Raw genomic sequence first — 26,163 nt, 5'->3', positions numbered from 1 at the left:
TCCCGTCACGCAAGATAAACGAAGTGACACGAAAAACACCGACTGCCACAATCAAAACAAAAAGCCCTTCTCGTCCGCTTTGGACGGAAGGGCCTTGATCGCTACATCAAGATGATTCCCACAGCAGAAACCACCGCAATCAAAATGCCTGTAACCATAAAGATCGTGTAAAACGCGGTTCCTTTTTGATTCAAGTGCATAAAGGTGAAAAGTTGCAAGAACACTTGAATCGTAGCCAAGACAAGGATCAGCGGCAGAATCATGTTCGTTGGAACAATATCATACATCACAAGAGCAAACGCTACTACCGTCAGGGCAATCATCAGCAAAAACGACAAGACGTGTTTTGTCGCGCTCTCAGAACTACCCGATGCAGCATGGTTGGATGTGTTAGGTTGCTGTGCCACCGCTTAACCCACCTTTCCGAGCAAGTATACCAAACTGAAAATGAAAACCCAGACTACGTCAATAAAGTGCCAATACAGGCTGGAGACAAACAGCTTGGGAGCCGTCTCCTTAGTGATGCCCCGTTTGGCCGCTTGAATCATCAGCGTGGAGATCCAAACGATCCCGAAGGTAACGTGCGCACCGTGCGTGCCGACCAGCGCATAGAACGAAGAACCGAACGCGCTGCTCATAAACGTGTGCCCTTCATGGACATAGTGAATAAACTCGTAAATCTCCAGACCCAAGAACGAAGCACCGAGCAACACGGTGATGCCCAACCACAATTGCATCGCTTTGTAATTCAGCTGGTTCATCTTCATCATGGCCAACACGCTGGTCAAGCTACTGGTCAACAGAATGGCCGTTGCTGCGGCGACCAATTTCAAGTCAAACAACTCTTGTCCGTCCGGTCCGCCCAGCGTTTGATTGCGCAGAGCGAGATACGTCCCGAACAAGCAGGCGAACAACACGGTCTCTGCTCCCAAGAAGAGCCAGAAACCAAGTACTTTATTCTTGCCGTCCAAGGTTGCCGTTTCCAGATGGTTAGGCATATTGGGGTTTGCCTTCACTTCGGTTTGTGCTGCCATTATGCCTTAACCCCCTTATTCGCTTCTTCGATTTCATGCGGTTCGATATGATAGCCGTGATCTTGATCAAACGAGCGCATAAACATAGCGATGAACACAATGATCAAGCCCAGAATCCCCATCGAATAGTCGCCGCGGGCCACGAAACCAAACCCAGCCACAAAGAATCCGATCGACATCAATAGCGGAATGAAAGATGGAGATGGCATATGAATCGAACCGAGTGGTTCAGCCGCCGGCATTTCTTTATTGCCCGCTTGCTTCTCCATAAACCATGCGTCATAACCACGAACCAATGGCAATTGTGCGAAGTTGTACTCTGGAGCTGGTGAAGAGATCGACCATTCCAACGTACGTCCGTCCCATGGATCGGCCGGAGCTTTCGCACCTTTCTTGAAGGTGATCACAATGTTGAAAACGAACGCCAACGTACCAATTACCATACCGATCGTCCCGATGGTGCTAAGCAGGTTCAACTGTTCCAGACCTACATTTGGTTGGTAAGTGAACACCCGACGCGGCATCCCGAACAATCCCAAGAAGTGTTGCGGGAAGAAGGTGAGATGGAAGCCGATCAGGAACGTCCAGAAATGGATTTTACCCAACGTTTCATTCAACATCTTACCGAACATTTTCGGCCACCAGTAGTAGGCACCTGCGAAGATACCCATGACCGTACCACCTACGAGCACGTAGTGGAAGTGCGCAACAACGAAGTAACTGTCTTGATACTGGAAGTCAGCAGGTGGCAACGCCAGCATGACCCCTGTCATCCCACCCATCACGAAGGTGGGGATAAACCCTACGGCAAACAGCATAGCTGTCTTAAACCGGATTTGACCGCCCCACATGGTAAACAGCCAGTTGAACACCTTGATCCCGGTTGGCACGGCGATGGTCATCGTCGCTACCGCGAACACCGAGTTGGACCATGGACCCAAGCCCACAGTGAACATATGGTGTACCCAAACCATGAAGCCCAAGAAGCCGATTACCACGGTCGCGAAAACCATGGAGGTGTAACCGAACAAACGCTTTTTGGAGAACGTGCTGATGACTTCCGACATGATACCGAAAGCCGGCAAAATCACGATATATACTTCCGGGTGACCGAAGATCCAGAACAAGTGCTCCCAGATCACGGAGCTACCGCCCATGGCGTGGTCAAAGAAGTTGGCTCCGAACAGCCGGTCGAACATCAACAGCAACAGACCCACCGTCAGCGCCGGGAAGGCGAACAGGATCAGTGCTGAAGCAATAAACGAAGTCCATGTAAACATCGGCATTCTCAAGAAAGTCATACCCGGTGCACGCATGTTGATGACGGTGACAATGAAGTTCAAACCACCGATCAACGTACCGATACCGGAAATCTGCAAGCCCAACACATAATAGTCTATCCCAGGTCCTGGGCTATAATCATTCAATGCGAGCGTGGTATAAGACGTCCACCCGGCATCAGGCGCTCCGCCAAAGATCCAGCTCAGGTTGAGAAGAAGTCCCCCTGCTGTAAACAGCCAGAAACCAAGCGCGTTCAAAAACGGAAACGCAACGTCGCGCGCCCCGATTTGCAACGGAATCACGGCGTTCATCAGACCGAAAAGCAACGGCATCGCTGCCAAGAAGATCATTGTCGTGCCGTGCATGGTCAACAGCTGGTTAAAGGTATCCCCCACAAACAGGTCGTTATGCGGAACAATCAACTGCATCCGCATGAAGATTGCTTCGATACCACCGATGAGGAAGAAGAAGAAACCCGAGATGAAATACATTATCCCAATCTTTTTATGGTCCACCGTGGTGAGCCAATCCCATGCTTTGCTCTTCTTGAATTTTTCGATGGCCTCCTTGTTATAGCCACCCGTTAAAATCGCCGTGATGAACAAAGCAAAGACGATTAGCACGATAAGCGTCCCCATGGTGTTCCCTCCTTCTTAAACGAGATGTTCAAAATAATTTGTTGTCAGTCAGGGCCGTAAGGAAAAAAATTACTTACGGTTCATCAGGTAATCAACCAACGCGTCCATTTCTTTCGGCTCCAAGTAGTCAATTTTCGGCATGAGTGTGCCAGGTTTGACACTTGTTGGATCTTTGAGCCATTTTTTCAAGTTCTGCTCATCATGCGGCAAAATACCAGCAATGGTCGTGCGTGTACCAAACTTGTTCAAGTCCGGGCCGATGATGCGTGGGTTCGTGCCAGCGTGGCAACCCAAACAGTTTTGCATGAAGATTTTTTCGCCTTCTTTTTGGGATGTCGTTTGCGCTACGGCAGGCTTTTGCATTTGCGCTACCCATTTGTCGAAGTCAGCCTGATCTTGGGCGATGACTTTAAAATCCATCAGAGCATGTCCTGCACCACACAACTCCGCACATTTCCCTTGGTATACTCCCGGTTTTTTCGCGTCCAGCCACATCGTGTTAACACGACCGGGAATTACGTCCATTTTACCGCCAAGTGCAGGCACCCAGAAAGAGTGCAATACATCTTTACCGTGAATTTCCAAATGAACTTTTTTGCCCACAGGAATATGTAATTCCTGAGCGGTTTTGATGTTCATTCCTTCATATTGGAACTCCCACCAATATTGATAGCCAGTCACTTTTACCTTGATGGAATCATCTTCGCGAGGCATATCCGCCAAATCAAAGGTGTATGTCACCGTTGGTACCGCCAACACCGCCAACAAGATGATCGGTATGACAGTCCAAATGATCTCAAGGGTGTTGCTACCATGAGTCTGTTCCGGCATCACATCTATGCCTTTGCGTTTTCTGAAGCGGATAAGAACATAAATAAAGATCGTAATTACCACTGCAAAAACCCCACACATGAGGAAGAAACTCCACTTGATGAGGTCAAGTTGCTTTTGTCCCGCAGAACCGGATGGGTCCAAAACGTTTAAACTGTCATGGCCTTGGCATCCAGAGAGGACCAAAGTCGCGAGCAACAGCACTGTCAATACTCGCCACATTCCTTGTCGACTCACCACGATCAAACCTCACTTTCTGTTAACTTGACCCGCCCCAATGTAACCAGCGGGACGGATCACTGAATTCACAGTGCAAAAGATCTATATCAAGCTATTTATAAGCACTGTTTCTATTTTGTCAGCATTGCGATGCCTTCTGTAATGACCACATCCAACATCATGACCAACAGAATCGTTGTTAAATAAATCAAGGAGTAGAAAAACATCTGCTTTGACCATTTTACTTGATCATCTGTATAAAACCCCTTGACAGCCAAAGCGACATACACACCACCCAGCACCAGGGAACAGATCAGATAGAACCAACTGCCGGCACCGGTCACAAAGAGCAATACGGATGATGGGATCAATAATAGCGTAAAGATCAGCGTCTGTTTCTTGGTCTCCTTCAACCCTTTAACAACAGGAAGCATCGGAATGCCCGCTCGGCGATAGTCATCTTCTTTTAGTATCGCCAGCGCATAAAAGTGCGGAGGCTGCCACATAAACAGAATCAAAAAGAGCGCCCAGGCATTCAAATCAAGCGAATTGGTCACTGCGACCCAACCTAGCATCGGAGGGACGGAGCCGCACACACCACCAATGACTGTATTCCATGTGCTTGTGCGCTTCAACCACATGGTGTAGATGAATACATAAACCCCAAACCCGACCAATGCCAAGGCAGCGCTTAAGAGATTCACTCCAAAGGCGAGCGCGAGCGTCCCTAACACAGTTAATAGGGTTCCATACCACAGGACCGTCTTCGGTTTTAGCCTTCCATCCGGTACGGGCCTAGACTTGGTACGCTCCATTAATGGGTCGATGTCACGGTCGTAATAGTTATTGATCGCGCATCCGCCCGCTATGACCAATGCCGTGCCCAAGAGAGTGAACACCAGCGTGCTCCAGTCGAACAATGCAAACCTCGCCGCTAGCAAATAACCGGCAAAAGTAGCAAACAAATTGCTTTTATTGATGCCCGGTTTGGTCACTTCCACAAAGTCGCGCCAAGTTGCCCTTGAAGCCGCTTCGATCGATTCGAGGATCGGTTCAGCAGCTGATTGCTGAGGCACAGATCGTTCCACCATACAGACCTCCTTTCCCACCAAGAAACCTCGAAGCCAAGTTAAACGTTTTCACACGGACAAAAATGGTTTAAGCGCACCACTCCATGTTGTTCGTGCAGAATATAATTGGCTTTAACACACAAAAAAATGTAACCCCATAGGCTTATCGACCCTATGATATTACATTCCATTTCTCAATTATTGGGTTTGAGAAATGTCAATAGCCATGCTTAATACCATCATCATTTTAGTTGATCGCAAAGTGGGATGCAAGCGTGGGTAACAACGCGTTGAAGGCAACAAATCAATATTTACCAGTATTATTGCCTTCTTCTTGCGATTCTCTTCACAAACTTCCTTATTCAATAGTCTAATCGAAGCTCCCGGTAGAAAGTTGACATATATGTGAACAATTTTTGAGAAGCCGTCAAACGGGAGAGAAACCCGCCCTTCACTGCCGATTTCGACCCATTTTTTTCATATCCATCCAAGTTAAGCCAGTCCATTTGGTGAAAAAAGCTGCTCTCCATCAAAGAAAGCAGCCTGGATACATCTATTTTTCATTTTAATGCTTACATGTATTCAGCCATTTGATCACTTCCACACAAGTGCCTGAATCTACGGGAATCTGCTTCATTTCATCCATCAGCATGCCCACATGTTGCAACCCCGATGTCTCACCGAAGGTTTGCTTCTTCCCTTTGGTGATTTCATCGAAGTTGGCGATGCCGGGCCCCGCGTCCTGCACCTGCACCTTGATTCCCCGTCGCTCTTCCTCTTCTACAGCCTCAACCCAAATATTACCATGGTCGGCATATTGAATCACATTGCGCGCCAGCTCCGAAACCGATTGGACGATGCGCGCTTGATCCAATTCATCAAAACCCATTTCACGTGCCATTTCTCGTACTTCGCTACGAATGTGCACAATATCCCACTCATAATTGATCTGGAATGTTTTACGCATGTTTTCCCTCCATCAAACCGCTTACGTCCTGTTCTGCATTGCCATTCTCCTCCGGTTTGTTTCCCAAATGCTGTACATTGAACAGCTGGGCATAGAGGCCGTTTTCTCTCAGTAGTTCTTCATGCGTCCCTCGTTCAACCACACGCCCTTGATCGACAACCAGAATTTGGTCGGCGTGGGTAATGGTTGAGAGGCGATGAGCCACAATGATGGTTGTTCGGTCTTTCACCAGTCGATCGAGCGACTCCTGCACAAGGTGTTCAGATTGTAAATCAAGAGCCGATGTCGCTTCGTCTAGAATCAGTATGGCAGGATTTTTTAAAAAGACCCTTGCCAAGGCGATCCGCTGTTTTTGCCCCCCAGACAACTTCACACCTCGTTCGCCAATCTCTGTCTGGTACCCTTCCGGCAACCCTTCTATAAATTCATGGGCATTGGCGGCGCGGGCGGCGGCCCGAATTTCCTCCTCCGTGGCGTTGATGTTGCCCATGCGGATGTTTTCAGCGACGGAACCACTAAACAATATGTTCTCCTGCAACACCAACCCTATTTGCCCCCGCAAACTTTTTAAAGTGACATCGCGAATATTGTGGCCGTCAATTAGAATCTCGCCCTCAGCGGTATCATAAAACCGAGGAATGAGCGAGATGAGGGAGGATTTTCCACCCCCACTTGGCCCGACAAGCGCCACTGTCTGTCCTGGTTCGATCGTCAAATCGATCCCATCCAAGATCCAATCCTGCTCTTTGTGATATCGAAACCGCACCCCGCGAAACTCAATTCTCCCCTTCACCCTGGAGATCGGTTTTGCTCCCGGTTGATCCGTGATTTCATATGGTTCATCCATGAATTCAAATACACGGTCCATCGAGGCGAAAGCTTGTGTCAATGTGGTTGATGAATTGACTAGGCGCCGAATCGGATTATAAATCAGCCCCATATATCCATAAAAAGCGGTCATTTCACCAATCGTCATCGTTCCTTGAACCACAAAATAAGCGGACAGCGCGATCACGACAATCGGTGCCAAATCCGTCAAGGTGTTGATGGAAGCAAACGTTTTGGCCACCCATTTCGTATGCGTCATCGCCTTGTCGAGAAAATGCCTGTTCCTTTTTTCAAACTGCCCCTGTTCGTATTCTTCCAAATGAAAAGCTCGAATCACAGAAACGCCTTGGAGCCGCTCATGCAAATGGCCTTGCAAGTCCGCCAGCGCTTGGGAACGCTCTTTTGTAAACCGGCGCAAATTCTGGAAAAAATACTTTACGGCTACCCCATAAAACGGAAAAATGACGAGGGAGATCAGTGTCATCAAGGGATCCATGTACAGCATCATCCCGATCGCGATCAAAAGGGTCGCCGAATCGAGCCAGATATTCATCATTCCCGTGATCACAAACTCTTTGGTCTGCTCCACATCATTGATCACGCGTGATATAATTTGGCCCACTTTTTGGTTTTGGTAATACCGCAATGAAAGTTTTTGAATATGGTCAAACAGTTGATTGCGGATGTCGTACAACACCCTGCTCGCCGTCCACTGGGCAAAATATTGCCGATAATATTCCACCGGCACACGCACAACGGTAAACAAAAAGAAGGCCCCGGCGATGACCCAGGCGAGTTTTTCCAACTTGTCTTGATCGGACAAATGAGAAAGCAGCAGATCATCCACCACATATTTCAAAAGCAACGGCATCAACAACGGGATGCCGAACTTGATCATCCCGATCACCATGGTAAGCGCAATCTCTTTCCAGTATGGCTTGACAAACCGGAGATAGCGCCGCATACTCTCCATCTGATTCAACTCCCGCACAATGAACATGGACACGGTACTCATTATAACAAAGGAATGGTCGTGCATGTGAACAATGGCGGGAATGCCTACTCCTCTGCATGAACTTGTCCGTGTCGCGCAAGGTCATTGACCATTTTGTGACAAATCGACAAACAATGCCTTCGCTTCTTTTTAGTGTAAAAAGACGTATGAATATCTTCCGCCGCATGAAATGTGCTTGTCCATCCATCTTCGTAAGCGATGCAAAAAACATCACCAATAATGACTTTTGTGACCGGCTGGACCGCCAATGCTTTTACATGCGAGCACAACGGACAGCGCGATCCACAACATCGCGATCCCCATCCGCCCTATCTCTTTTGGTTCATTCCGTCGCTTGATTCCCCCTCGTCTTCAGACCATATAAACGGCCTGAAGACGCTTTCCCTTTCCCTGCAATTACTCACATTATACCGCAACATTCCTGAATTTTCATTCAAAAAAGAAGGCCCAAAGCTCTATATTGAGCTCGGGCCTTTCTTTTAGTGACGGGCTTTTTCCAGCGCCGGGAGCAATTTGGGGTTAAGAATTTTGATATAGGTACCTTTCATCCCCAAAGAGCGGGATTCCACGACACCAGCCGATTCCAATTTACGCAGAGCGTTTACGATCACCGAACGGGTAATACCCACGCGATCGGCGATTTTGCTCGCAACCAGAAGCCCTTCCAGACCATCCAATTCATTGAAGATGTGCTCAGCTGCTTCCAACTCACTGAAGGAAAGGGAGTTGATAGCCAATTGCACCACCGCACGGCTGCGTGCTTCCTCTTCCACTTTCCCGGCACGTTCGCGCAGGATTTCCATCCCGACGACCGTCGCGCCGTATTCACCCAGAATGAGATCATCTTCGCCAAACTCCGTGTTCAGGCGGGACAGCACCAATGTGCCCAAGTGATCCCCGCCACCGATAATGGGTACCAAAGTGGTGTACCCTTGGCGGAAAAAGTCGCTCATTTCCGTTGGGTAAGCGGTGTAAGGGCTATCGACACCCACGTTCGGCATCGTTTTGTCTACTTCCATCAGCAGTCTAGCATAATCGGTTGGGAATTCGCGGGTTTTGATGTATTGCGTAATCCGTTCGCTTTCTACCTCATGGTTGATGGCCAAACCCAGCATTTTCCCTTCCGGGCTGACGATGAAGGTGTTTGCGCCGATGATGTCACACAAGGCTTGAGCGACTTCATCAAAATCTACCAAGTGATGCCCTACGTTTCTTTGAAGAATTTTCGAGATGCGGCGTGTTTTCGTTAACAGATCCATTGCTAAATGCCTCCTAGAAATTTTGATACACTTTGTATGTTTATTGAGCCGTCCACATTAACGTCCGATTGGGCTCCAGGACGATCTTGTTAGGGATTCGTTAGGAAAAGCATAACAACACTTACCTATTATGCGTCATTTCATTTGGAACGCAATTTGATTTTTGTGAACAATTTTTGACTTTTATACCTATTTTAAATTATTCCCTTCAGCTTGGGATTACAGCGATACAGCCAATGAAGGGCGCCACAAAATCAATTCCACTTTTCCATCAATCAAGGCATAGGGAACCATCCCCACGCCGCTGTACCGGCTGTCTCTAGACGCATAGCGGTGACGGTTGTCCCCCATGACAAATACGGTTTCTTGCTTTACCTTGACCGGGCCAAAATCCCCATCTTCGATCATGCTATCGATATACGGTTCTTGCACCCGTTTCCCGTTGCGGTACAAAAGGCCGTCGCGTATCTCAATGATGTCTCCCGGCTCCCCAATCACTCGTTTCACCAGATACCGATCTGGGTCGGACGGATCACGGAAGGTGATGACGTCACCAACCGTCGGCTTTTCCAATAAAAATTGGAATTTGTTGATCAACAAATGATCCCCATCGTGCAAAGTCGGCTGCATGGACGTTCCGCTCACCACGGAGAGCGCAATTCCGTAGTGATTGACGGTCCAAGCAAATAGGCAGGCATATATTAACACCATCGCCCAACTGTATAGCCGTCTCACTTGCAACATTTCATTCACTCCATCAACCATCATCTGAAGAGTCAGGTAGTGGTGACACCATATGGAGCGAATGCTAGAGTAAATGGTTCCGCACGGCGATGAACTGCATTTTTCGAATGTTCCTTCGCTCTGGCCACCTGTTCCACACTTGTTGCAGGATCATGATGCGTGGGCCGTTGAGAAAGCTGCCCTTCACCAGCCCGCGGAAGCGACCCTTTCGGTTCCAATCGCGATTATGCATCGCACGCAGCGTGTCAGGGACAGTGACGCTCCCGCCCAACCGCATGGAACCAATCAAGTTTGGAAAAGTGACAAACTGCTGATCCAGACGTCTTCCACACATCCCCATTTTTTTCTACCACTTCTGTATGATAGTTGGCAAGTATGCGTGGGACAACTTTCGGCAAAATGACGGATTTTTACCTAACTTTTCCATCGGACTCCCGCGCCATCACGCTTCACACAATGGCATCACCAACATGCGTGTGGTTTGACCCACAGTTTTGCACTCCTATTTTCCTTTATTTCCAAAAAAAGAAAAAGATAAAACACCCAAAACTCAGAATTTATCATAGAGGGCTAACATCGTTTTTCTAAAGGTATCACAATCCGCACCGAAAAGAAAAAGAAAACCGGGATCATTGCCCGGTTTTTTGTGACAATTATGTGCAGGATAGAATTGGGTCCTATTCACTTCACGCGTGACAGGCGTTCCTCATTCGCATAATTTACCATACATATCCTCGTCGCACACGGTCAACATCCGCCACGCTTCCCCATTTCTCCGGCGCGCTCTTTCGCCCGCAATACCGCCATCTTCATCGCTTCAGCCACATCAAATCGGCGCAACACTTCTAACCCCGCCATCGTCGTTCCACCCGGTGAAGTGACTTCACGGCGCAACTGCTCGGCTTCTTTGCCGCTTTCCATCAACATGTGGGCTGCCCCCAATAAGGTTTGCACCGTCAGTTGACGGGCTGTTTCAGCCGGCAAGCCAGCATGCATCCCCGCCGTTTGGAGAGCTTCGGCCATGTAGTAAATATAAGCCGGTCCGCTCCCGGATAAGCCGGTGACAGCATCCATGGCGCTTTCATCCACCCGCACCACGGAACCGACACTCATAAATATGCGCTCAGCCATGGCGAATTGCTGTTCAGTCACCGCTCGCCCCCCACAAAGGGCAGTGGCGGACAGGCCCACCGCACAGGAAGTGTTCGGCATGGCTCTGACGACAGCCACTCCGTTTTGAACAAATTCCTCAATGGTTTGTGTCGTGATTCCGGCAACAACCGAGATCACCAACTGCCCCGGGCGAAGGCGATTCTGCCAAAAGGTGAGCGCCTCCTCCGCATCTTTTGGCTTCACCGCCAAGATCACAACGTCCGCAAGTGCCACATGATCTATGGTTTGCTTCGCCACCTCCAATCCGTATCGCTTCACCAACGTTGTCATACGATCACGGTCACCGCGATTAACCATGGAAACTTGGTTGCTGGTAATTTCACGTCGTTTAAGCAGTCCCTCCAAAATCGCCTCTGCCATCGCTCCCGCTCCAATAAACCCGATTGCACATTTTTTTAACATCTCAACCCCTCCTTAAAAAAAATAAACAACCCTCTTATGTCCCCAAAGGACGAAAGAGGGTTGTTCTTCCGCGGTACCACCTTTGTTGGCGCACGGCTTCCATGAATGCGCCCAACTCCTGCGATTCACATCGCATCCTGATAACGGGATGGCTCCCGATCCGGCTCTTCACCGGCAGCATCGGAGGATGGGTTCGAACAACCGGACTGGCAAGGCCTTTCAACCGGTGGGCCTCGCTCTCTGTGCAGCCGGATCTGCTCTACTGGTCCTCGTCATCGCGTTTAACCGAAGTAATTTTTTAATATTATGCGAAATGAACCGCTGAAAGTCAAGCAAAAACTCGGCCTATCTGCTCTCGAATAATCATGCAATCCTGCGGATAATCCATGCAAAATCGATTCTTCGTTTGTCTTCTCTTTGCACACATGACCTCTTCATTTTTATCGATGAATCCATTCAGCCCTGCAGTAAAATTTTATATCCTCTTTAATCCATCAAAGGCGAAAATGGGCTAATTTACAATACAGATACGGTTTCATATAAAATAAAAAATCGGATGTTTAATGAATTTTAAATTGAAAGCGCATTCAAAGTGTAGTATTCTTAATCCTATATAGGTATCATTAAAATGTGAAAGGGTTTGGATCCAAAAAAAATCTGCCTATGCTTGTAGGCAGACAACACATGTATTTCATTCCCTTACTACAATAAAAAAAGAAAAGCTTAACCCGTTTGTCCATGTGAACAGGATGAAAAAGCGTAAAGTTCCTTTTCCAAACGTGTAGAACAGCCATTGGTGTAACCAAGGTGCTGGTAAAATGGAAATAACTTTTCCGTTCCTTCATCCACCGTGATCCAAATCCTTTTAACACCTTTTTGCAGAAAGCGTTGCTCCAATTCGCGCACCAACATGGTACCGACTTTGCGCTTTTGGTAATCGGGATGAACCGCCAAGCAATAAAAGAATCCCGTATGACCATCGATGGTGCCCACTATGGCCCCTACTACTCTTCCATTCGGCGCTTCCGCTACGATGACCAAATCTCGGTCATAACCCAATTGCTCAGTCAACACTTGCAACGTGTCTTTTTCTTGTTCATGAGATGCGGTCATTTGCCAGATTTGAGAGACGTCATGGGCATCGGCAAGTTGAAAAGACCGTAGGCGCATAAAGTTTCTCCTCCAATGGGGAATTATACATCTTTTTGGCTTTTCTATTGTAACTCAAGATTGATTTCCTTTTCAATCCGAGCCATGATGGAAGGATTATCTAGAGCAAGACAGCATCAGCTCTTTGGCCGCCTTCCACAGCCAGGGAACATAACAAACCAAAGTCAAACCCAATAAGACTGAAAATGTCGACAATGACCAGTGAACGACAACCGAGCCAGCTAAAAGCAGACTCCATACCAACAGAAACCACCAACTCAACCAACGGGAAAAGCCTGGGGTGTAAAACATGGCAGCGGTATAGATCAACCCGCCAATCGCCAAACATGATGGGGCAAACACGGTGGCAAGGTGCAAGAGCAAGTCGTCCCACTTATTGATATGGCTTAACAACGCGAAGGTCGGCATGTGAACAAAATACTTCATCAATGCAGGATACAACACCATCTGAATCACATAATGGAGCGCAAGTGCCGAACTGCCGATCAACTGAATCAACCAAGCCCAATGCAGAATAAAGCGAAATTGTTTGTTCAACGCGAAAGTCAAAATGCCGAAAGAGCAAACCAAACCCAAGCTGGACAACAGCATACTGGACCAAGAGACCGTCACTAGCCATTCATTTTGCACCACAAACTGGGTGCGCATGAGCCAATCGCCCCGCAGTACGTGTACCAGCACAAACAACATGAAGAACCCTGCCAGACCATGCAAGCAGGCCGAACTTCTCAACACCCAAGCAAACCACATGCACCTTGTGTTTTGGGAAGTTGCCGCCAGCACGCTATTCATCTGTGGGAGTCGCCCTGCCATGTATTCCCCCCTCCTCACCCCTACCAAGGCCCATCCTCTTTTTTATTTTAACCTACACCTACGAACGTTTAATCATTTCACCCTAAATTTTTTCATTTTTTAGATTCGTATCGTGGCTTGATTCATCACGGAAACGCCCTCTTTTTGCCTTAATTGTTCCATCAACTCAAACAGGGCTCCATCTTTCTGTTTTGCTTCGATCATGACATCCACCTGATCCGTGTAAGGTGCGATAGCCTTCAGAAAAGGATACAAATCATCTACTTCCACATAATCAGCATGTCCTCGTGCATCCGTCTCACTTTTGGGGCTGGAAATGTGGATCTTGGGAGGAAATGGCTCTTTGGCCCAAGTGGCCGCAATCCTCGGCCACAAGTCTTCTGCTTTTTCCCCATGATGGTTGAGACGGTGGTGGTGAAGGTCCAGCACCATGGGCACACCCGCTGTTTCAGCGAGTTGCAGCGTCTCTGCCGCCGTGTAAGTCGTGTCATCATTCTCCAAACAGAGGTGCGCTTGGATCCGAGCATCCAGTCGCTTAAAGTTACTGAGAAACCGCTCCATTGAATCCTCCTTGTTTCCGTACACTCCCCCCACATGGATGTTGCATTTGTGCCCGCTATGTAAACCCATTGCCGCCAGCATCTTAACATGGCGGATCAAATCCTTGTATGAAGCGGCAAACACCTCATTGTTTGGTGTGTTGAGGACGGTGTAGTGTTCAGGATGAAATCCGACCCGCATCTGATAATCCTGCACCAACTGCCCGATCTCTTTCAACTCCGGCAACAGCACCCGAACAAAATCCCGTCCTCCGACCAATGCATGTCCTGCCAGCGGAATCAAGCGGGACGAAAATCGGTAAAACTTGATGTCATGCGCCAAGGCGTGATACAAAATCCGCTTCGTGTTAGCAAGATTTTCTTTGGCGATCCGAATGATTTTCTTCATTGCCAATTGCGGCTGCCCTATCTGCTGAAATGCCTTCACCGTCATGGTTTTGGAAGGTGAAGCGTTTGGCACCTGACTACTCATGGCCACAAAGCCAAATCGCACAATCATTTGTTATCACCCATCATAGTATGTCCCTTCTGCCCTTTTGCCACGCGCCGGGACGTGAAACAGGCCTTAACCGGGATGGGTGGCAACCGTTTTTGTGGCGTTCGCCAAAGATAATGCTTTTTTCAGCGCCAACGCTTTGTCCAATGTCTCTTGGTATTCGCCATCTGGATCGGAATCGGCGACGATGCCCCCGCCCACATGAAAAAAAGCCTTCCCTTGATGACATACGATGGTTCGGATCACCATGCTCAGATCAAATGTGCCCCGCGCATCCAGATAGCCAAGCCCTCCGGAGTAAATGCCGCGTGCTCCCATTTCCAATTCAAACAAGATTTCCATGGCTCTGATTTTGGGCGCCCCCGTCATTGAACCGCCAGGAAAAGCGGCTTCAATCACATCCACGGGCGAACGTCCATCCGGCAAGATGCCCTCAACGGTAGACACCAGCTGATGCACGGTGGCATACGACTCCACTTGTAGCAACTTGGGGACGCAAACCGAACCTGTCTCACAGACGCGCCCTAAGTCATTGCGCACCAAGTCGACGATCATTACATTTTCAGCGCGGTCTTTGGGATGGGTTGCTAGATCACGAACCAACTTTCTGTCTTCTTCCATATCCTTGGCACGGGGACGGGTTCCTTTGATCGGCCTGCTTTCCACAACTCGGTGCTCATCCATTCGCAAGAAGCGCTCCGGCGATGAAGAGACTACCGCCCACTCCCCCAAACGTAAATAAGCAGAAAACGGAGCGGGATTAACCCTGCGCAAGATGGTGTAAAGGTAGTATGGATCTCCTGAAAAATCCGTTTCCCATTGATAGGTATAACAGGCTTGATATATTTCACCGCGCCCAATATACTCCTTGATCTTCCGAATCCGTTCACGATATTCCTCCGGTGTAACTGCACTGTGAAACGCTCCCATTTGCCCACCCTTGGTCATTTCGGGTACGGTTGGGGAGTGAAACGGCTCCTGCATTATTTTGCGCAATTTGGCAATCCATGCTGTCACCCTGCGCTTGGCCACAACTGGATCCCCTTCATACAGGAGACTAACCACTGCTTTTTTCTCCAGATGATCGTATATAAGCACCTGGTCGACAAACATCCAAAACATCTCAGGCGCTTGAGTGGGATCATTTCGATGAATGGGCACTCGCTCCACATAGCGATTGCACTCATAACCCACATACCCAACCCAACCACCGACAAAAGGGAAGGGGCAATCCATTTTAGGGGCGCTTTGTTGCTCCAAGACGCGCCGCAACGTGGCAAAAGGTGACTCCTCGCTAAACCGTTCTTCTCCCTCGGCATGACGCCATTCGGTTAGTCCATCCACAGTGGAAAGGATTTGGCGCGGGCGCCCCCCCATCATGGAATAACGACTCAGTCCCTCAATGAAGCGGGAACTGTCCAGCCAAAACGCATATGGCTCATCTCGATACATTTTTGTGAAGACTTGTTCCAAATCAATCGAAAAAGGAATTTCTTCCATCAGCCAGTTCATTTCATTTCACACGCCTTTCTGCACAGCCTTCTGCGTATGTTTTGCGTTTTCCCTCCCATACTAAGCGGGAGGTGATACCTTGTGTATTATGGTAGAACGTTTGACGAATTAAGCATGGTTCCGTTGTCGCAATGGACGATGGAAGAATTGACCTACCATCATTTCGTGATGTCCCAATTGTCCCCGTTGATGAACGTCCAAGGAACCAGCCTACACCATGATCTAATCAGGGAAATCGAGCAACGCGGAGGTCTGGCCGCGATTCAGCCGGAAGACCCTCTCGCTTGAACGCATGAAAAAACACCCGGATTGACCGGGTGTTTCACATTAAAGCACAGTAAAAAGGGCGATCAGTTTCCCGTTTTAGACGATGGTTCGGTCTGTTGGGTCGGGTTTACTTTCACTTGGGTAAATGTTTCCGGGGGAGCTTGCACTTTCTTCTTGGTTACCTTCGCTCCCGGTGCCGTGTAAGTGTAAACGGTCAGATAAGGGCCGGCCATTTTGATCTTGATCATCACAGGTTTGTTGAGATTGTTTCTGAATTTGAAATCAGGTCCGCCCCAAGAAACGGTCGCATCCCGGCCTTTAGGCACATAGGTGACTTCCGCACTGTGATGGTTCACTTGCAACATTTTCAAGCCCGCCTCATCCACGCTGTTGTACAAGGTGGATGACACTTGACAAATGCCGCCCCCGATCCCTTCTGTGAATTCGCCCTTTACGATGACGCCAGCGGTTTTGTAGCCGCGCGCCGTGGTGCGTTCACCGACGACTTGGTTGAAGGAGAACTTCTCACCAGGCATGAGGATAATGCCGCTGATCGCTTGGGAAGCGAGTCGCATGTTGGTCGTCCGGTTCACATTTCCGGGATCAAACTTCGTCCCATATTTGCCGATCAGTTTTTTGTCGACATTTTTAATGTCCTGTGTTGTCACCAGCGGTTTAAGGGTGACCATCGGAATAGGCTGCGGCTTGTTGATCAAAGGTTTCAGATTCTTTAACCACTCTTCCACCTTTTTCACATCAACCTTGCGCCCGTCTTGCTCTGGGGTGATCTTGCCCCCAAACCGGCTAGCTTTGGCGTTTTTCGGCTCCACATTTACTTTTTTCTGCACCGAGTCCAGCCACGTCCGCAATTGATGCTGATCGATCGTGTTTTCATTTTCGCCGTCATAGCCAATGGTGTTCAAATCAAGCTTAAACGATTGCCCATCCAAGGTTAATTCAAAGTAATTGGGCTTTTGAACCGGCTGTTCCGCTTTGGGATGATTGGTTCCTGCAGAAGTCTGCTGTTCGTAGGCAAAAGCGCTAAACCCAACTACTCCGGCAATCACCATCGAGGAAACGATACCCATTACCAACAATTTCTTGGGTCGTGGTGTGGTGCGGATTTCGCGCTTCACCGATTTGAACACGCCTGTGTCATCCGACACAGCGGCAGCTGCATCGGCTGAAGCGGGTTCAGGTTGGCGCTTATCTTCGACCTTTTGCGACTCTTCTTTCTCCAGATTGGCGATTTCCTCACTGAAGTCCACCTTCACGGACGCCAGGGTATGCGGTTCTTGCTTAGGAGCGGTTTCGACCTTGGGTGCTTCCGCTACCGGAGCGTCGTTTTCCGGCTTCCCTTCCTTTGCTGGTTGCATGGGCTCCTCCACCGTCACCGCTTGGGTCGTTTCCTCCGGTTGATCGGGCTTTATTTCTTGTGCCTCTGGTGCACTTTCCTGATTTTGCTCCAATATCGGCGTTGCCTTGTTCTCCGTGTCCCACTGGCCAAAAATCTTAAGCTCCATCGTGTCAAAGGCACGGTCGCGGTCAATCTCTTTGTCTTCTGCAGGTTTTGCCTCATCTTTGGCGGCGGGTTGGAAAGCAGTTTCGTCCCCTGTCACCTCGGGTTTTTGCTCTATCTCGGCATCCTTCGGTGTCGCTTGTTTCACTTCCGCATCACATTCGGGAGATGCGGCTTTTCGCTTGTCACTTTCTTGACCTGCCGGCGATTGCAATTCTTCTGCCGCGTCCTTCTTTCCCTCAGGCAACTGCTCTTCGATCGGTTTTTTACCTTCCACAGACACTCTCTCCCTATCTGATGTGTAAATCAATATAAGAAACATCGTTTTGAGGCGCCAAACGGTTGCCCATTCATTTGGAAATCATATGAATAATTGCAATGCTTTACGGTAAACGTTTGAAAAAGGTTTATCTTTGATTTGTTGGGCTGACATCCATGTAAGCGCTGAGGATGTGGAATCATCTGCTCGCTTCACATCTCCGCGTAACACAGTCACCTTCCAATGCTGATGGCTAAAGATGTGCTCAAACTTCCCCGCTATCGTTACATTCGTAACGTCCAGACCATTTTTGTCACAATACCGGCGGGCTTCATCTAAGGAATCCTTCGCTTCGGCTAAGTGAATGGTGGGCAAGCCCCACATGCCCGCAAGCAGTCCTTCATCCGGCCGTTTCTCAACCAAGGCTCGCTCATCCTGCGTCAACCATAACATCACCATGTCCATTCGCTTAGGCGGTTTGGTTTTCTTCTTGCGCGGCAGTTCTTCCTCAATTCCCTCTGCATATGCATTACAGACAGACTGCAGAGGGCAGAATAGACATTGTGGCGAAGACGGCGTACAAATAAGCGCTCCCAACTCCATCAAAGCTTGGTTGAAGTCGCCGGGAGCATCTTCTGGAATCAGTTGCAAAGCAATGTGCTCCATTTTTTTGCGGGTAGAAGCCAGCGCGATATCGTCAGTCAATACAAACAAGCGAGAGAAGACGCGCATGACATTGCCGTCTACCGCCGCCGCTTTTTTATTGTAAGCGATGCTCAACACGGCACCGGCAGTATAAGGGCCAATACCCTTCAGCTTGGAAATGGTCTCCAGATCATCGGGCACACGGCTTCCATAATGGGCGGATACTTCCTTCACCGCCGCATGCAAATTTTTCACGCGCGAGTAATACCCCAACCCTTCCCAGGCTTTGATCACCTGTTCTTCCGGTGCTTCAGCCAAATCGTCCAGCGTCGGGAACTGTTCAATAAAACGCTGAAAATAGGGGATAACTGTATCGACACGAGTTTGTTGGAGCATGATTTCAGAAACCCATATCTTATATGGATCCTGATCTTTCCTCCATGGCAGATCTCTCCGATTGCGGTTGTACCAATCAAGAAGCTCCCGCCCAATAATCTGAACCACTTCCCCATCTATGGTGAAAACATCTTTTTTTGCCAATACCTTTGCCTCCTTAATACTTGTTCACCGGCAAAGTCTAAGGAAGTGTAAGCGTCAATCTCTTATTTAAAAGATTGGTTATATACATCATACACTGTTATTCCAACCAAAGGATATAGACAGATTTTAAACATTGCTCATGATAATGGGCTTATCGAAAAGAAAAGGAGAAACGGGCGACAGGAGACAGGGATGAAATTGATATGAATGAGCTTCCAACAGCGAAAAGCCCCGCCTCCGTCGCATGAAGAGGCAGTCCATTTTGAAAATGCCAACCGCTGGGGTTAGATGTCTTGACGGGGAGATGCGGAAAGCGAACGATCATCAAACAGGCGGAAAATCCACGAGCGAACTTTGCCGCGTCCACCTTTAATCCAAGGGTCCATCGCATGGCCCCAGCCATGTTCCAGTGCAGTGCGCATGCGCTTGACATGATTGGCCTGTTCCCATGATGGCACTTGGATCATTTCAACAATGAGGCCCGGCTGATCACAACTTTCCCCTCCGTGGTATGACACAATTGGCATCTGGTCCTTGATCTCTTCACGCAGCATGCTCAACGCTTGAGTCACTTCATCCATGGCTTGATTATCAACGGCATATTCGACAAAAACGATATACATCATCTTCACTCCTTTTCAAGGAAGTTTTCACCCATTGATTCGTAAAATCTGTTAGACTTTTGTAGAAGTCTCTGTCAGTCATACTGACGATCCACCATGCCCAGCCATTGCGCACCAAACGGTTTTCCAGTCAACAACCCGAGGTGAAAGCTTCATTACCGGGAACAGCCTATCAAGCGGGAACCGAACCAAAGCAATTGAACCGGGCATGTCAAAAGGAATGGCATGGTACCTGGCTCCATCCGTTCCCATCGCTTCTTGATCAACCCGTCAAGGATGCAAGCCGCAACCTTTTTCAATGAGAAAGGGTTGCTGTTCCCGACGACAGCATGTCAATCCATTTTCTAAAAGGGGGATGGTGAATGGATACGGTCACGCACTTTGTCATGGGTATCGGCCTCTTTGGCTTGGCCCACCTCGATCCCGCCATCGGCGCCAATCCAGACACCTCGCAAGCGGTTCTCTTGGGGACTGTCATCGGCTCGCAAATGCCTGACTCCGACACGATCTTCCGCTTCCGAGGCAATGCCACCTACATTCGCCAGCATCGCGGCTTCAGCCACTCGCTCCCGATGCTGTCCATCTGGTCCAGCTTCATCACCGCCGGCCTGCATTTATTTTGGCCCAACGCCGATATGGTTCACCTGTGGTGGTGGACATTTCTGGCTGTCTTCATCCATATATTTATCGACCTGTTCAACTCATACGGCACACAAGCAGGGCGGCCTTTCACAAATAAGTGGATCGCTTTTCACACATTGGCTATTTTCGACCCCTTCATCTTTGCCATCCACTTGATCGGTTTTCTTCTGTGGTGGCTGTTTCCAAACCAAGTCGGTTTTCACTTTCTCACTATCTATGTAGCGATTGCGGTCTATATTGCCATCCGGATATGGATCCGCCGAAGATTGACCCTTGCTGTTCAGCGTGATCGCAACCGCAACGGGCGCTACACGTTGATTCCCACCGGTAATTGGTTTCACTGGAAAGTGATCGCTGAATTTGCAGAAGAAGTCCATCTGGGGGAAATCCGCAACCAACAATTATTATGGACCGGCAGGATCTCCACCAAAGGATTACAGCATCCGGCGACCCTCCATTCGAAAAAAGCGGAACCAATCAAAGCCTTTTTGGATTTCACTTCATATGGCTATCCCGAAGTTCGCAAACGCGCTTATGGGTATGAAGTGAGATGGCTGGATGTTCGTTACCACTCCAAAAAACATTTTCCTTTCTTGGCCGTCGCTTTGCTTGACCACGAGTATAACATTATTTACTCTTTTGTGGGATGGATCAATCAAGAGCAGTTAGACAAAAAAGTTAAACAATCCTTGCAGTCTAGTTGAGGCGTGTCCGACGGGCCGGGGCGGTTTGCCGCCCCCCTTTGCCGGAAGGAACGGTGGAAAATAAAGCGCGCCCTAAACCTTGGCATAACATCATCGGAGGTGCAATGCTTTTGATTTGGGAACAAGCAACCTCAACAGCCTTGGAGCAAAAAGTCTCAACTGTGAGCAACCTCGCCGCAGAGACGAAAACCCTGTTCACCAAAATCATTGAAGATCCTGTGCAATACATTCTGTTGCCTGTTGGGGAAATCACACTTATCATCGTACTTACGATCGTTGCTTTGCGCTTTATCGATCGACTGATCGACAAGGTGTTTGAATTAAGCCGCATTGAGAGCAAAAAAGCTGATACCTTGCGCAAACTGATCAAATCGATCGCGCGGTACGGCATCTATTTCATGTCCGCTTTGACAATTTTAATCAATCTCGGCTTTGATCCCCTGCCGGTGTTGGCGGGTGCCGGAATCCTGGGCTTGGCCATCGGGTTCGGTGCCCAAAATCTGGTGCGCGACATCATCACCGGATTTTTCCTCATTTTCGAAAGCCAATTGGAAGTCGGGGATTTCGTGGAGATCAACGGCCAGATCAGCGGCAGAGTCGAAGAAGTGGGCTTAAGGGTGACCAAAGTCCGCGAATTCAACCAACGTCTTCATTACATCGCCAATGGAAACATCACGCAGGTAACCAACTACAACCGCGATCAGATGCGGGCCATTGTGACAGTCACAGTGCCATATGAATCAGATTTGACCGTGGTTAACCAGGCCTTGGAGAAAATGTGCAGTACCATCGCCGAGCGCTACGCGTCCCATCTGATCCAACCACCCGAGATCATGGGCATCACGCGTATTGACCAGACCGGGGTGGAATTTACCGTCACTGCGCTGAGCGAACCAGAACAACACTGGTCCCTTGAGCGGGAAATGCGCAAAGAAGCGGTGATCAGCCTTCATCAGCAAGGGATTTCGATCGCCTATCCGCGTAGCGTGATCTACAACCCTGAACAGCAAATGCAGGCGCAAGTCCCCGCCAAAGTGAATAGATGACCTTCTCCCGGCTTGATCGGGACAGGCGGCAATGATTGACACGACAAAACCCCGGTCAAATAAACGACCGGGGTTTTCAAATGTGCATTAAAAGATTGTCCGCTCCATGAGCGCCAGAACCGCGACAACACCCATAGAGATAATGATCCACAAGGCCGTGGATTTGAGATCGCGCATCAGCACGCCATGCTCATCCACCGCGGCAACCCGTTTTTCTTTGACTCTCTTCTTAGCCAACCGGGAGCGCCTCCTTTTCATCTGCATTCATTCATGATGATTCTAACACATTTTGTACAACCCTATTTCACATTATCCAACGAATCCCACAAATAAAATGTCACATAACTCCGATAAGGTGCCCAGCTTTCCCCCCATTGCCGCACTTCTTCTTCCCCCGGTTGCTGATCGAGGCCGTAAACGCGTTTCAACGCATTGCGCAAACCGATATCTGCCGCCGGTAACAAATCGGGCCGCCCCAACCCGAACAACAAAACGCATTCTACCGTCCACCGCCCGACTCCCCTAATCGGCAACAAGGTGTGCAAAACCTCTTCATCACTGAGGGACCACAAAGCGTCCAACGACAATTCCCCATTTACCACTTTGCGAGAAAAATCAATGATATATTCTGCTTTGCGCCGATTAAATTGCAACGCTTGCAACTCCTCATATTCCAAGCGGGCCACTTGTTCCGGCGTCGGAAACAACACCCACTCCCGCCCCCGGAACACCGCTTTGCTGCCGGCCAGTTCCTGAAACCGCTGAATCAGCGTCGCCGCAAAAGAGACATTGAGCTGCTGGCCGATAATCGTTTTGACCACGCACTCATACAGGCTGGGCTCCAACACAAAGTGCAACCCTTCCCGTTCGGCGATAACGGGAGCCAAGGCAGGATGCTCCCTCATCTGCTCGTAAAACGGCGTCAAATCGACTTGGGTGCTGAACATCCGGGCCACCTTACGCTTTATTTCCTCCGCTTCTCCTTCAGCCAGATTCCCCTCGATTTCTACCTGTAACGCTTTTTCCCCGACAAGCGGCCCTACCGTGCACAGGAGCGGGCCGCACGAGCCGTGCATGGTGCGGGACAACTTATCCCCGTCTGCTACGAAACTAGTTTTCTCAAACGTGCGCAACCGCTTGGTGGTCAGTTCGTAAGAATAGGGATAGATCAATGGCAATTGGAATTGCATTAGGAATAACCCCTTTCCACACTGAATCGGACCCACCACAGTGCTGTAAATTCGTTTATCCGATATGCACAGCATTTGCCATCACAACTCAGCCCAACCTACATCCAGACCTTTGCATGTGCCTCATCCATTTTACCATTTTCACATGATTTCAAAATCATCGTCACTTATTGTTCAGAACACGCCCCTTTCCAACTGGGAGAAGCACGCTATAATTTTCTCATAAATAACAGCCTGGACAGCTCCAGGCTATACACCAAATCCACAGCGGACGCTGAAGTTGCTTCATCGATTGACCAGGATGTGTCTGGCAAATCAAGTTGGTAGGAAAAAACCTTTTCTCGAGGAGCGCCTAGTACCGCGTAAAGCGAATGAGAAAATGGTTTTGAAGCCGCTGGCCTATTCATCAGACACGTCTAGTCAGGCCTTCCATTTTACTCAACCAATTCGACACGGACATTCCGCTTGACGCCAAACGCTCGCGCTTCAGCCACGCTGTTCATATATAAATCAATCCGCTTGCCTTTGATCTTAGAACCGGTATCCTGCGCGATCCGGTAACCAATCCCTTCAATGTATACACGTGAGCCGATCGGGATGACTTCCGGGTCCACCGCAATTGTCACACCTTCATTGACGGGTTGGCCGCTGGAAGTAATCCCGTATCCAGGCTCGCCTACATGTTTGCCTGTTGACTCAGGTCCCGCTGTGTAAGCGGTGATCATAAATGAACCTAACCCTTGGCCCCGCTTTAACACCGGCATGTCTGGGACAGGGGCCTTATCTTCATTTTGTGGACGTTCAGACATCGTGGGAGGTGTCTCCGGAATGCGCAACACTTGGCCAATTCGAATCAAATCCGGGTTCGCCAAGCGATTGGCGCGTTGAATGGCGGCAACCTCCACCCCATGTTTTTTCGCCAATTTGGTCAGTGTGTCACCCCGTTTGACTGTGACTTCGATGAACGAATTGGCAGCTTCTACTTGTGGCCCTGCCATCCACGGCAACACGGCCATGAGCAAGCACAAGGTCAACCCGCTAGTCACTTTAAAAGACTTTTGCATACGTCACGATACCCCTCTCGCTTTCATAGATTGCTAGAGTTGGTATCCAGTGTGGACGGAACCCTTCGGTTTTATACAAAAAAAGCAGGCTGTTAAGCCCGCTTTCGATAACCCCCTGAGGCCAAATTGATCAACACCCTCAAGGGGCCGCTTTTTAACCACACCACCGCGGCGGTAATCACCTTTTTCAGCATCGCCCATTCGGACACCTGTGCTTTGCTTCCTTCATCCCAAACTGGCTTGCACAGGCAACGGCGTTCATATTGAGTATGAATCATGATTACGCTCAACATGAACATCAACCCGACTTGAGGAGCGATGATCGGATAATCATACATGCCGTGGCCCAGCAAGGCGATAACCAAAGAAAGCAACATCCCCGCCAACCGCTTTTCTTCTTTTTGATTGGCTTGTTTGCGCCAGCGGCGGGCCCGGCGAATCGTCATGAAAATAAGGATTAAAAACAGGCCCAACCCCATGATCCCATATTCGCTGGCTATCCCCAAGAAGATATTATGGGCATGCCATACGTAAAATCCAGCTATTTTTGCAAACAACTGCCCAAAATGCAGGGGCAAAACACCAAACAACCAATTTTCCTTGAAAATCTCAAGCGCGGTTGACCATACTTTTAGACGGACTTCAATCGTGGCGTAAAGAGATTCTTTTCGGGGGATAAATTGTGGACACAAATAGACAAATAACAGGATAGCCAATGTGATGGATACCGTCCGTTTGCGATGCCCCGTCATCCACAGTTGGACGATCATGCCGATCACCAAGCCCACCCATGCTCCGCGCGATCCGGTGCACCATATTGCCGCGCAATACAGGATAAACACTGCAAAAGCACCAACTTTTTGCCACGGCTTCTTTAGTACGGACATTGCATAAATGCTCATGAGGGCAAAACAAATCAACAACGCCGCAGCCAAGTTGGAATTCCCCGATGTACCTACACTCCGCACCGAATGCTCCGATTCCCACCGATGTTCACGATAAAAATCCATCAGTGGCCCCAACGAATTGTTGATCACATGCCAATCAATCTGTTGGATGATGACAATCAAGGCCACATATAGACCGGCCAACCAGAAAAACAAGTACGCCCGTTGCACCTCTGGCCAAGACCATTTCACAACATGACGAACCCACAATGATAGAGAATAATAAAGGCCAAACATGGCAATGGGAATGATGCCAATCGGAACCCAATAAAACCAAGATGGATTGTAAACCCAACTGATGCAGGAGAGAATGATAAAGCCAAGGAACGCTTTCTCTGGCCATTCATTCGCCGTCCACCTGTCCCGGTAGACGAACACCATCAATATCCCCACGACCGCCAGCATGACCGGCGGCAAGTACGTGGACAAAACAATGGATAAAAACAACCCCATCATCAATCCGTTTATTGTCGTTCTATTCATCACCTTCAAAAGTATAAACTCCCTTGTTCAGAAGTTTTCACCCCGTTGAAACCCCAACCTCACCCTATTGTTCTCCGCTCCATCCTTCTTATTCCTTGGGCGTGGGGAAAGGTAAACCTATTTTATTCAAATTCGATTCCATCCTTTTTCTTTCCCTCTTTTTTCTACAAAAAAAGGAAATGCCCATAGAAAAGGCAGGGGTACTGGGACAAAATACGAAGC

At 48.9% G+C, this 26,163-nt stretch carries 25 protein-coding genes; 3 read left to right on the top strand and 22 right to left on the bottom strand.

All coding sequences use genetic code 11. The features are described 5' to 3' along the window. Positions 1–101 precede the first annotated feature (101 nt). From EDC32_RS14720 to pabB, 15 genes are all read right to left on the bottom strand, one after another. Entirely contained in the window at positions 102–407 is a 306-nt protein-coding gene (locus tag EDC32_RS14720) for a cytochrome C oxidase subunit IV family protein (protein WP_022735668.1), read from the bottom strand. A gap of 3 nt (positions 408–410) precedes the next feature. Then, complete coding sequence (locus tag EDC32_RS14715) at positions 411–1,034, bottom strand: cytochrome (ubi)quinol oxidase subunit III (RefSeq protein WP_132223382.1); 624 nt, start codon at positions 1,032–1,034, stop codon at positions 411–413. Beyond that, on the bottom strand, positions 1,034–2,953 hold the full coding sequence (gene ctaD, locus EDC32_RS14710) for a cytochrome c oxidase subunit I (protein ID WP_132223379.1): 1,920 nt from the start codon (positions 2,951–2,953) through the stop codon (positions 1,034–1,036). Before ctaD ends, EDC32_RS14715 begins: the two co-directional genes overlap by 1 nt. A gap of 69 nt (positions 2,954–3,022) precedes the next feature. Further along, positions 3,023–4,024, bottom strand: coding sequence for a cytochrome c oxidase subunit II (coxB, locus tag EDC32_RS14705; protein ID WP_246026965.1), 1,002 nt, complete (start codon positions 4,022–4,024; stop codon positions 3,023–3,025). 110 nt (positions 4,025–4,134) lie between these two features. Continuing rightward, on the bottom strand, positions 4,135–5,094 hold the full coding sequence (cyoE, locus tag EDC32_RS14700; RefSeq protein ID WP_132223376.1) for a heme o synthase: 960 nt from the start codon (positions 5,092–5,094) through the stop codon (positions 4,135–4,137). A 544-nt stretch (positions 5,095–5,638) separates the two neighbouring features. Beyond that, positions 5,639–6,040: an ATP-binding protein gene (locus EDC32_RS14695; RefSeq protein WP_022735663.1), complete on the bottom strand. Its 402-nt coding sequence runs from the start codon at positions 6,038–6,040 to the stop codon at positions 5,639–5,641. Then, positions 6,033–7,841, bottom strand: a complete 1,809-nt coding sequence (locus EDC32_RS14690) for an ABC transporter ATP-binding protein (protein WP_132223373.1) — start codon at positions 7,839–7,841, stop codon at positions 6,033–6,035. Before EDC32_RS14690 ends, EDC32_RS14695 begins: the two co-directional genes overlap by 8 nt. 521 nt (positions 7,842–8,362) lie before the next feature. Further along, positions 8,363–9,142 carry a GTP-sensing pleiotropic transcriptional regulator CodY gene (gene codY, locus EDC32_RS14685; RefSeq protein ID WP_022735660.1) on the bottom strand — a complete coding sequence of 260 codons (780 nt, stop codon included), beginning with the start codon at positions 9,140–9,142 and terminating at the stop codon, positions 8,363–8,365. 219 nt (positions 9,143–9,361) lie between these two features. Next, positions 9,362–9,886 (bottom strand): signal peptidase I, encoded by a 525-nt coding sequence (gene lepB / locus EDC32_RS14680; RefSeq protein ID WP_158283402.1) that lies wholly within the window; start codon positions 9,884–9,886, stop codon positions 9,362–9,364. Between the two features lie 64 nt (positions 9,887–9,950). Next, positions 9,951–10,226 (bottom strand): hypothetical protein, encoded by a 276-nt coding sequence (locus EDC32_RS14675; RefSeq protein ID WP_132223367.1) that lies wholly within the window; start codon positions 10,224–10,226, stop codon positions 9,951–9,953. 407 nt (positions 10,227–10,633) lie between these two features. Next, positions 10,634–11,461 (bottom strand): pyrroline-5-carboxylate reductase, encoded by an 828-nt coding sequence (proC, locus tag EDC32_RS14670; protein ID WP_132223364.1) that lies wholly within the window; start codon positions 11,459–11,461, stop codon positions 10,634–10,636. A 723-nt stretch (positions 11,462–12,184) separates the two neighbouring features. Next, positions 12,185–12,631, bottom strand: a complete 447-nt coding sequence (locus EDC32_RS14665) for a GNAT family N-acetyltransferase (protein WP_132223361.1) — start codon at positions 12,629–12,631, stop codon at positions 12,185–12,187. 96 nt (positions 12,632–12,727) lie between these two features. Continuing rightward, complete coding sequence (locus tag EDC32_RS14660) at positions 12,728–13,444, bottom strand: hypothetical protein (protein ID WP_132223358.1); 717 nt, start codon at positions 13,442–13,444, stop codon at positions 12,728–12,730. Positions 13,445–13,543: 99 nt separating this feature from the next. Then, positions 13,544–14,503, bottom strand: a complete 960-nt coding sequence (gene uvsE, locus EDC32_RS14655) for a UV DNA damage repair endonuclease UvsE (protein WP_132223355.1) — start codon at positions 14,501–14,503, stop codon at positions 13,544–13,546. Positions 14,504–14,569: 66 nt separating this feature from the next. Beyond that, on the bottom strand, positions 14,570–16,012 hold the full coding sequence (gene pabB, locus EDC32_RS14650) for an aminodeoxychorismate synthase component I (protein WP_132223352.1): 1,443 nt from the start codon (positions 16,010–16,012) through the stop codon (positions 14,570–14,572). A gap of 81 nt (positions 16,013–16,093) precedes the next feature. On the opposite strand from pabB, the gene EDC32_RS14645 reads away from it, so the two are divergent. After that, positions 16,094–16,300 (top strand): hypothetical protein, encoded by a 207-nt coding sequence (locus EDC32_RS14645; protein ID WP_022735652.1) that lies wholly within the window; start codon positions 16,094–16,096, stop codon positions 16,298–16,300. Between the two features lie 62 nt (positions 16,301–16,362). Here EDC32_RS14645 and EDC32_RS14640 read toward each other — a convergent pair whose 3' ends face one another. From EDC32_RS14640 to EDC32_RS14630, 3 genes are all read right to left on the bottom strand, one after another. Beyond that, positions 16,363–18,075 (bottom strand): VanW family protein, encoded by a 1,713-nt coding sequence (locus EDC32_RS14640; RefSeq protein ID WP_158283401.1) that lies wholly within the window; start codon positions 18,073–18,075, stop codon positions 16,363–16,365. An 84-nt stretch (positions 18,076–18,159) separates the two neighbouring features. Then, complete coding sequence (mutY, locus tag EDC32_RS14635; protein ID WP_132223346.1) at positions 18,160–19,242, bottom strand: A/G-specific adenine glycosylase; 1,083 nt, start codon at positions 19,240–19,242, stop codon at positions 18,160–18,162. A 284-nt stretch (positions 19,243–19,526) separates the two neighbouring features. Further along, positions 19,527–19,868, bottom strand: a complete 342-nt coding sequence (locus tag EDC32_RS14630; protein ID WP_211341940.1) for a hypothetical protein — start codon at positions 19,866–19,868, stop codon at positions 19,527–19,529. Between the two features lie 359 nt (positions 19,869–20,227). On the opposite strand from EDC32_RS14630, the gene EDC32_RS14625 reads away from it, so the two are divergent. Together EDC32_RS14625 and EDC32_RS14620 are read left to right on the top strand one after the other, a co-directional pair. Beyond that, positions 20,228–21,211 carry a metal-dependent hydrolase gene (locus EDC32_RS14625; protein ID WP_132223340.1) on the top strand — a complete coding sequence of 328 codons (984 nt, stop codon included), beginning with the start codon at positions 20,228–20,230 and terminating at the stop codon, positions 21,209–21,211. 104 nt (positions 21,212–21,315) lie between these two features. Then, positions 21,316–22,257 (top strand): mechanosensitive ion channel family protein, encoded by a 942-nt coding sequence (locus tag EDC32_RS14620; protein ID WP_132223337.1) that lies wholly within the window; start codon positions 21,316–21,318, stop codon positions 22,255–22,257. An 87-nt stretch (positions 22,258–22,344) separates the two neighbouring features. On the opposite strand, the gene EDC32_RS16450 is transcribed toward EDC32_RS14620, so the two are convergent. From EDC32_RS16450 to EDC32_RS14605, 4 genes are all read right to left on the bottom strand, one after another. After that, a complete protein-coding gene (locus EDC32_RS16450) occupies positions 22,345–22,494 on the bottom strand; it encodes a hypothetical protein (protein WP_022735646.1) in 150 nt (49 codons plus the stop codon). A gap of 62 nt (positions 22,495–22,556) precedes the next feature. Beyond that, a complete protein-coding gene (locus tag EDC32_RS14615) occupies positions 22,557–23,447 on the bottom strand; it encodes a DNA-3-methyladenine glycosylase family protein (RefSeq protein ID WP_158283400.1) in 891 nt (296 codons plus the stop codon). 434 nt (positions 23,448–23,881) lie between these two features. Beyond that, positions 23,882–24,511, bottom strand: coding sequence for a 3D domain-containing protein (locus tag EDC32_RS14610; protein ID WP_132223330.1), 630 nt, complete (start codon positions 24,509–24,511; stop codon positions 23,882–23,884). 92 nt (positions 24,512–24,603) lie between these two features. Continuing rightward, positions 24,604–25,941, bottom strand: coding sequence for an O-antigen ligase family protein (locus EDC32_RS14605; RefSeq protein ID WP_246026968.1), 1,338 nt, complete (start codon positions 25,939–25,941; stop codon positions 24,604–24,606). Positions 25,942–26,163: the final 222 nt, after the last annotated feature.

The organism is Laceyella sacchari, assembly GCF_004343255.1.
In the GTDB taxonomy this organism is placed as follows: Bacteria; Bacillota; Bacilli; order Thermoactinomycetales; family Thermoactinomycetaceae; genus Laceyella; species Laceyella sacchari.
This window is presented reverse-complemented; position numbering and strand designations above follow the sequence as displayed.

Bases quoted from the DNA above. Each gene is read 5' to 3' on its own strand.
- EDC32_RS14690 (WP_132223373.1), bottom strand. From the start codon at position 7,841: ATGGAGAGTATGCGGCGCTATCTCCGGTTTGTCAAGCCATACTGGAAA.
- EDC32_RS14695 (WP_022735663.1), bottom strand. From the start codon at position 6,040: ATGCGTAAAACATTCCAGATCAATTATGAGTGGGATATTGTGCACATT.
- ctaD (WP_132223379.1), bottom strand. From the start codon at position 2,953: ATGGGGACGCTTATCGTGCTAATCGTCTTTGCTTTGTTCATCACGGCG.
- EDC32_RS14665 (WP_132223361.1), bottom strand. From the start codon at position 12,631: ATGCGCCTACGGTCTTTTCAACTTGCCGATGCCCATGACGTCTCTCAA.
- EDC32_RS14630 (WP_211341940.1), bottom strand. From the start codon at position 19,868: ATGATGTATATCGTTTTTGTCGAATATGCCGTTGATAATCAAGCCATG.
- EDC32_RS14625 (WP_132223340.1), top strand. From the start codon at position 20,228: ATGGATACGGTCACGCACTTTGTCATGGGTATCGGCCTCTTTGGCTTG.
- EDC32_RS14715 (WP_132223382.1), bottom strand. From the start codon at position 1,034: ATGGCAGCACAAACCGAAGTGAAGGCAAACCCCAATATGCCTAACCAT.
- cyoE (WP_132223376.1), bottom strand. From the start codon at position 5,094: ATGGTGGAACGATCTGTGCCTCAGCAATCAGCTGCTGAACCGATCCTC.
- EDC32_RS14675 (WP_132223367.1), bottom strand. From the start codon at position 10,226: ATGGGGATGTGTGGAAGACGTCTGGATCAGCAGTTTGTCACTTTTCCA.
- EDC32_RS14610 (WP_132223330.1), bottom strand. From the start codon at position 24,511: ATGCAAAAGTCTTTTAAAGTGACTAGCGGGTTGACCTTGTGCTTGCTC.
- EDC32_RS14660 (WP_132223358.1), bottom strand. From the start codon at position 13,444: ATGGCAGGGCGACTCCCACAGATGAATAGCGTGCTGGCGGCAACTTCC.
- lepB (WP_158283402.1), bottom strand. From the start codon at position 9,886: ATGTTGCAAGTGAGACGGCTATACAGTTGGGCGATGGTGTTAATATAT.
- EDC32_RS14605 (WP_246026968.1), bottom strand. From the start codon at position 25,941: ATGAATAGAACGACAATAAACGGATTGATGATGGGGTTGTTTTTATCC.
- pabB (WP_132223352.1), bottom strand. From the start codon at position 16,012: ATGAACTGGCTGATGGAAGAAATTCCTTTTTCGATTGATTTGGAACAA.
- EDC32_RS14615 (WP_158283400.1), bottom strand. From the start codon at position 23,447: ATGCAATTCCAATTGCCATTGATCTATCCCTATTCTTACGAACTGACC.
- codY (WP_022735660.1), bottom strand. From the start codon at position 9,142: ATGGATCTGTTAACGAAAACACGCCGCATCTCGAAAATTCTTCAAAGA.
- uvsE (WP_132223355.1), bottom strand. From the start codon at position 14,503: ATGATTGTGCGATTTGGCTTTGTGGCCATGAGTAGTCAGGTGCCAAAC.
- EDC32_RS14620 (WP_132223337.1), top strand. From the start codon at position 21,316: ATGCTTTTGATTTGGGAACAAGCAACCTCAACAGCCTTGGAGCAAAAA.
- proC (WP_132223364.1), bottom strand. From the start codon at position 11,461: ATGTTAAAAAAATGTGCAATCGGGTTTATTGGAGCGGGAGCGATGGCA.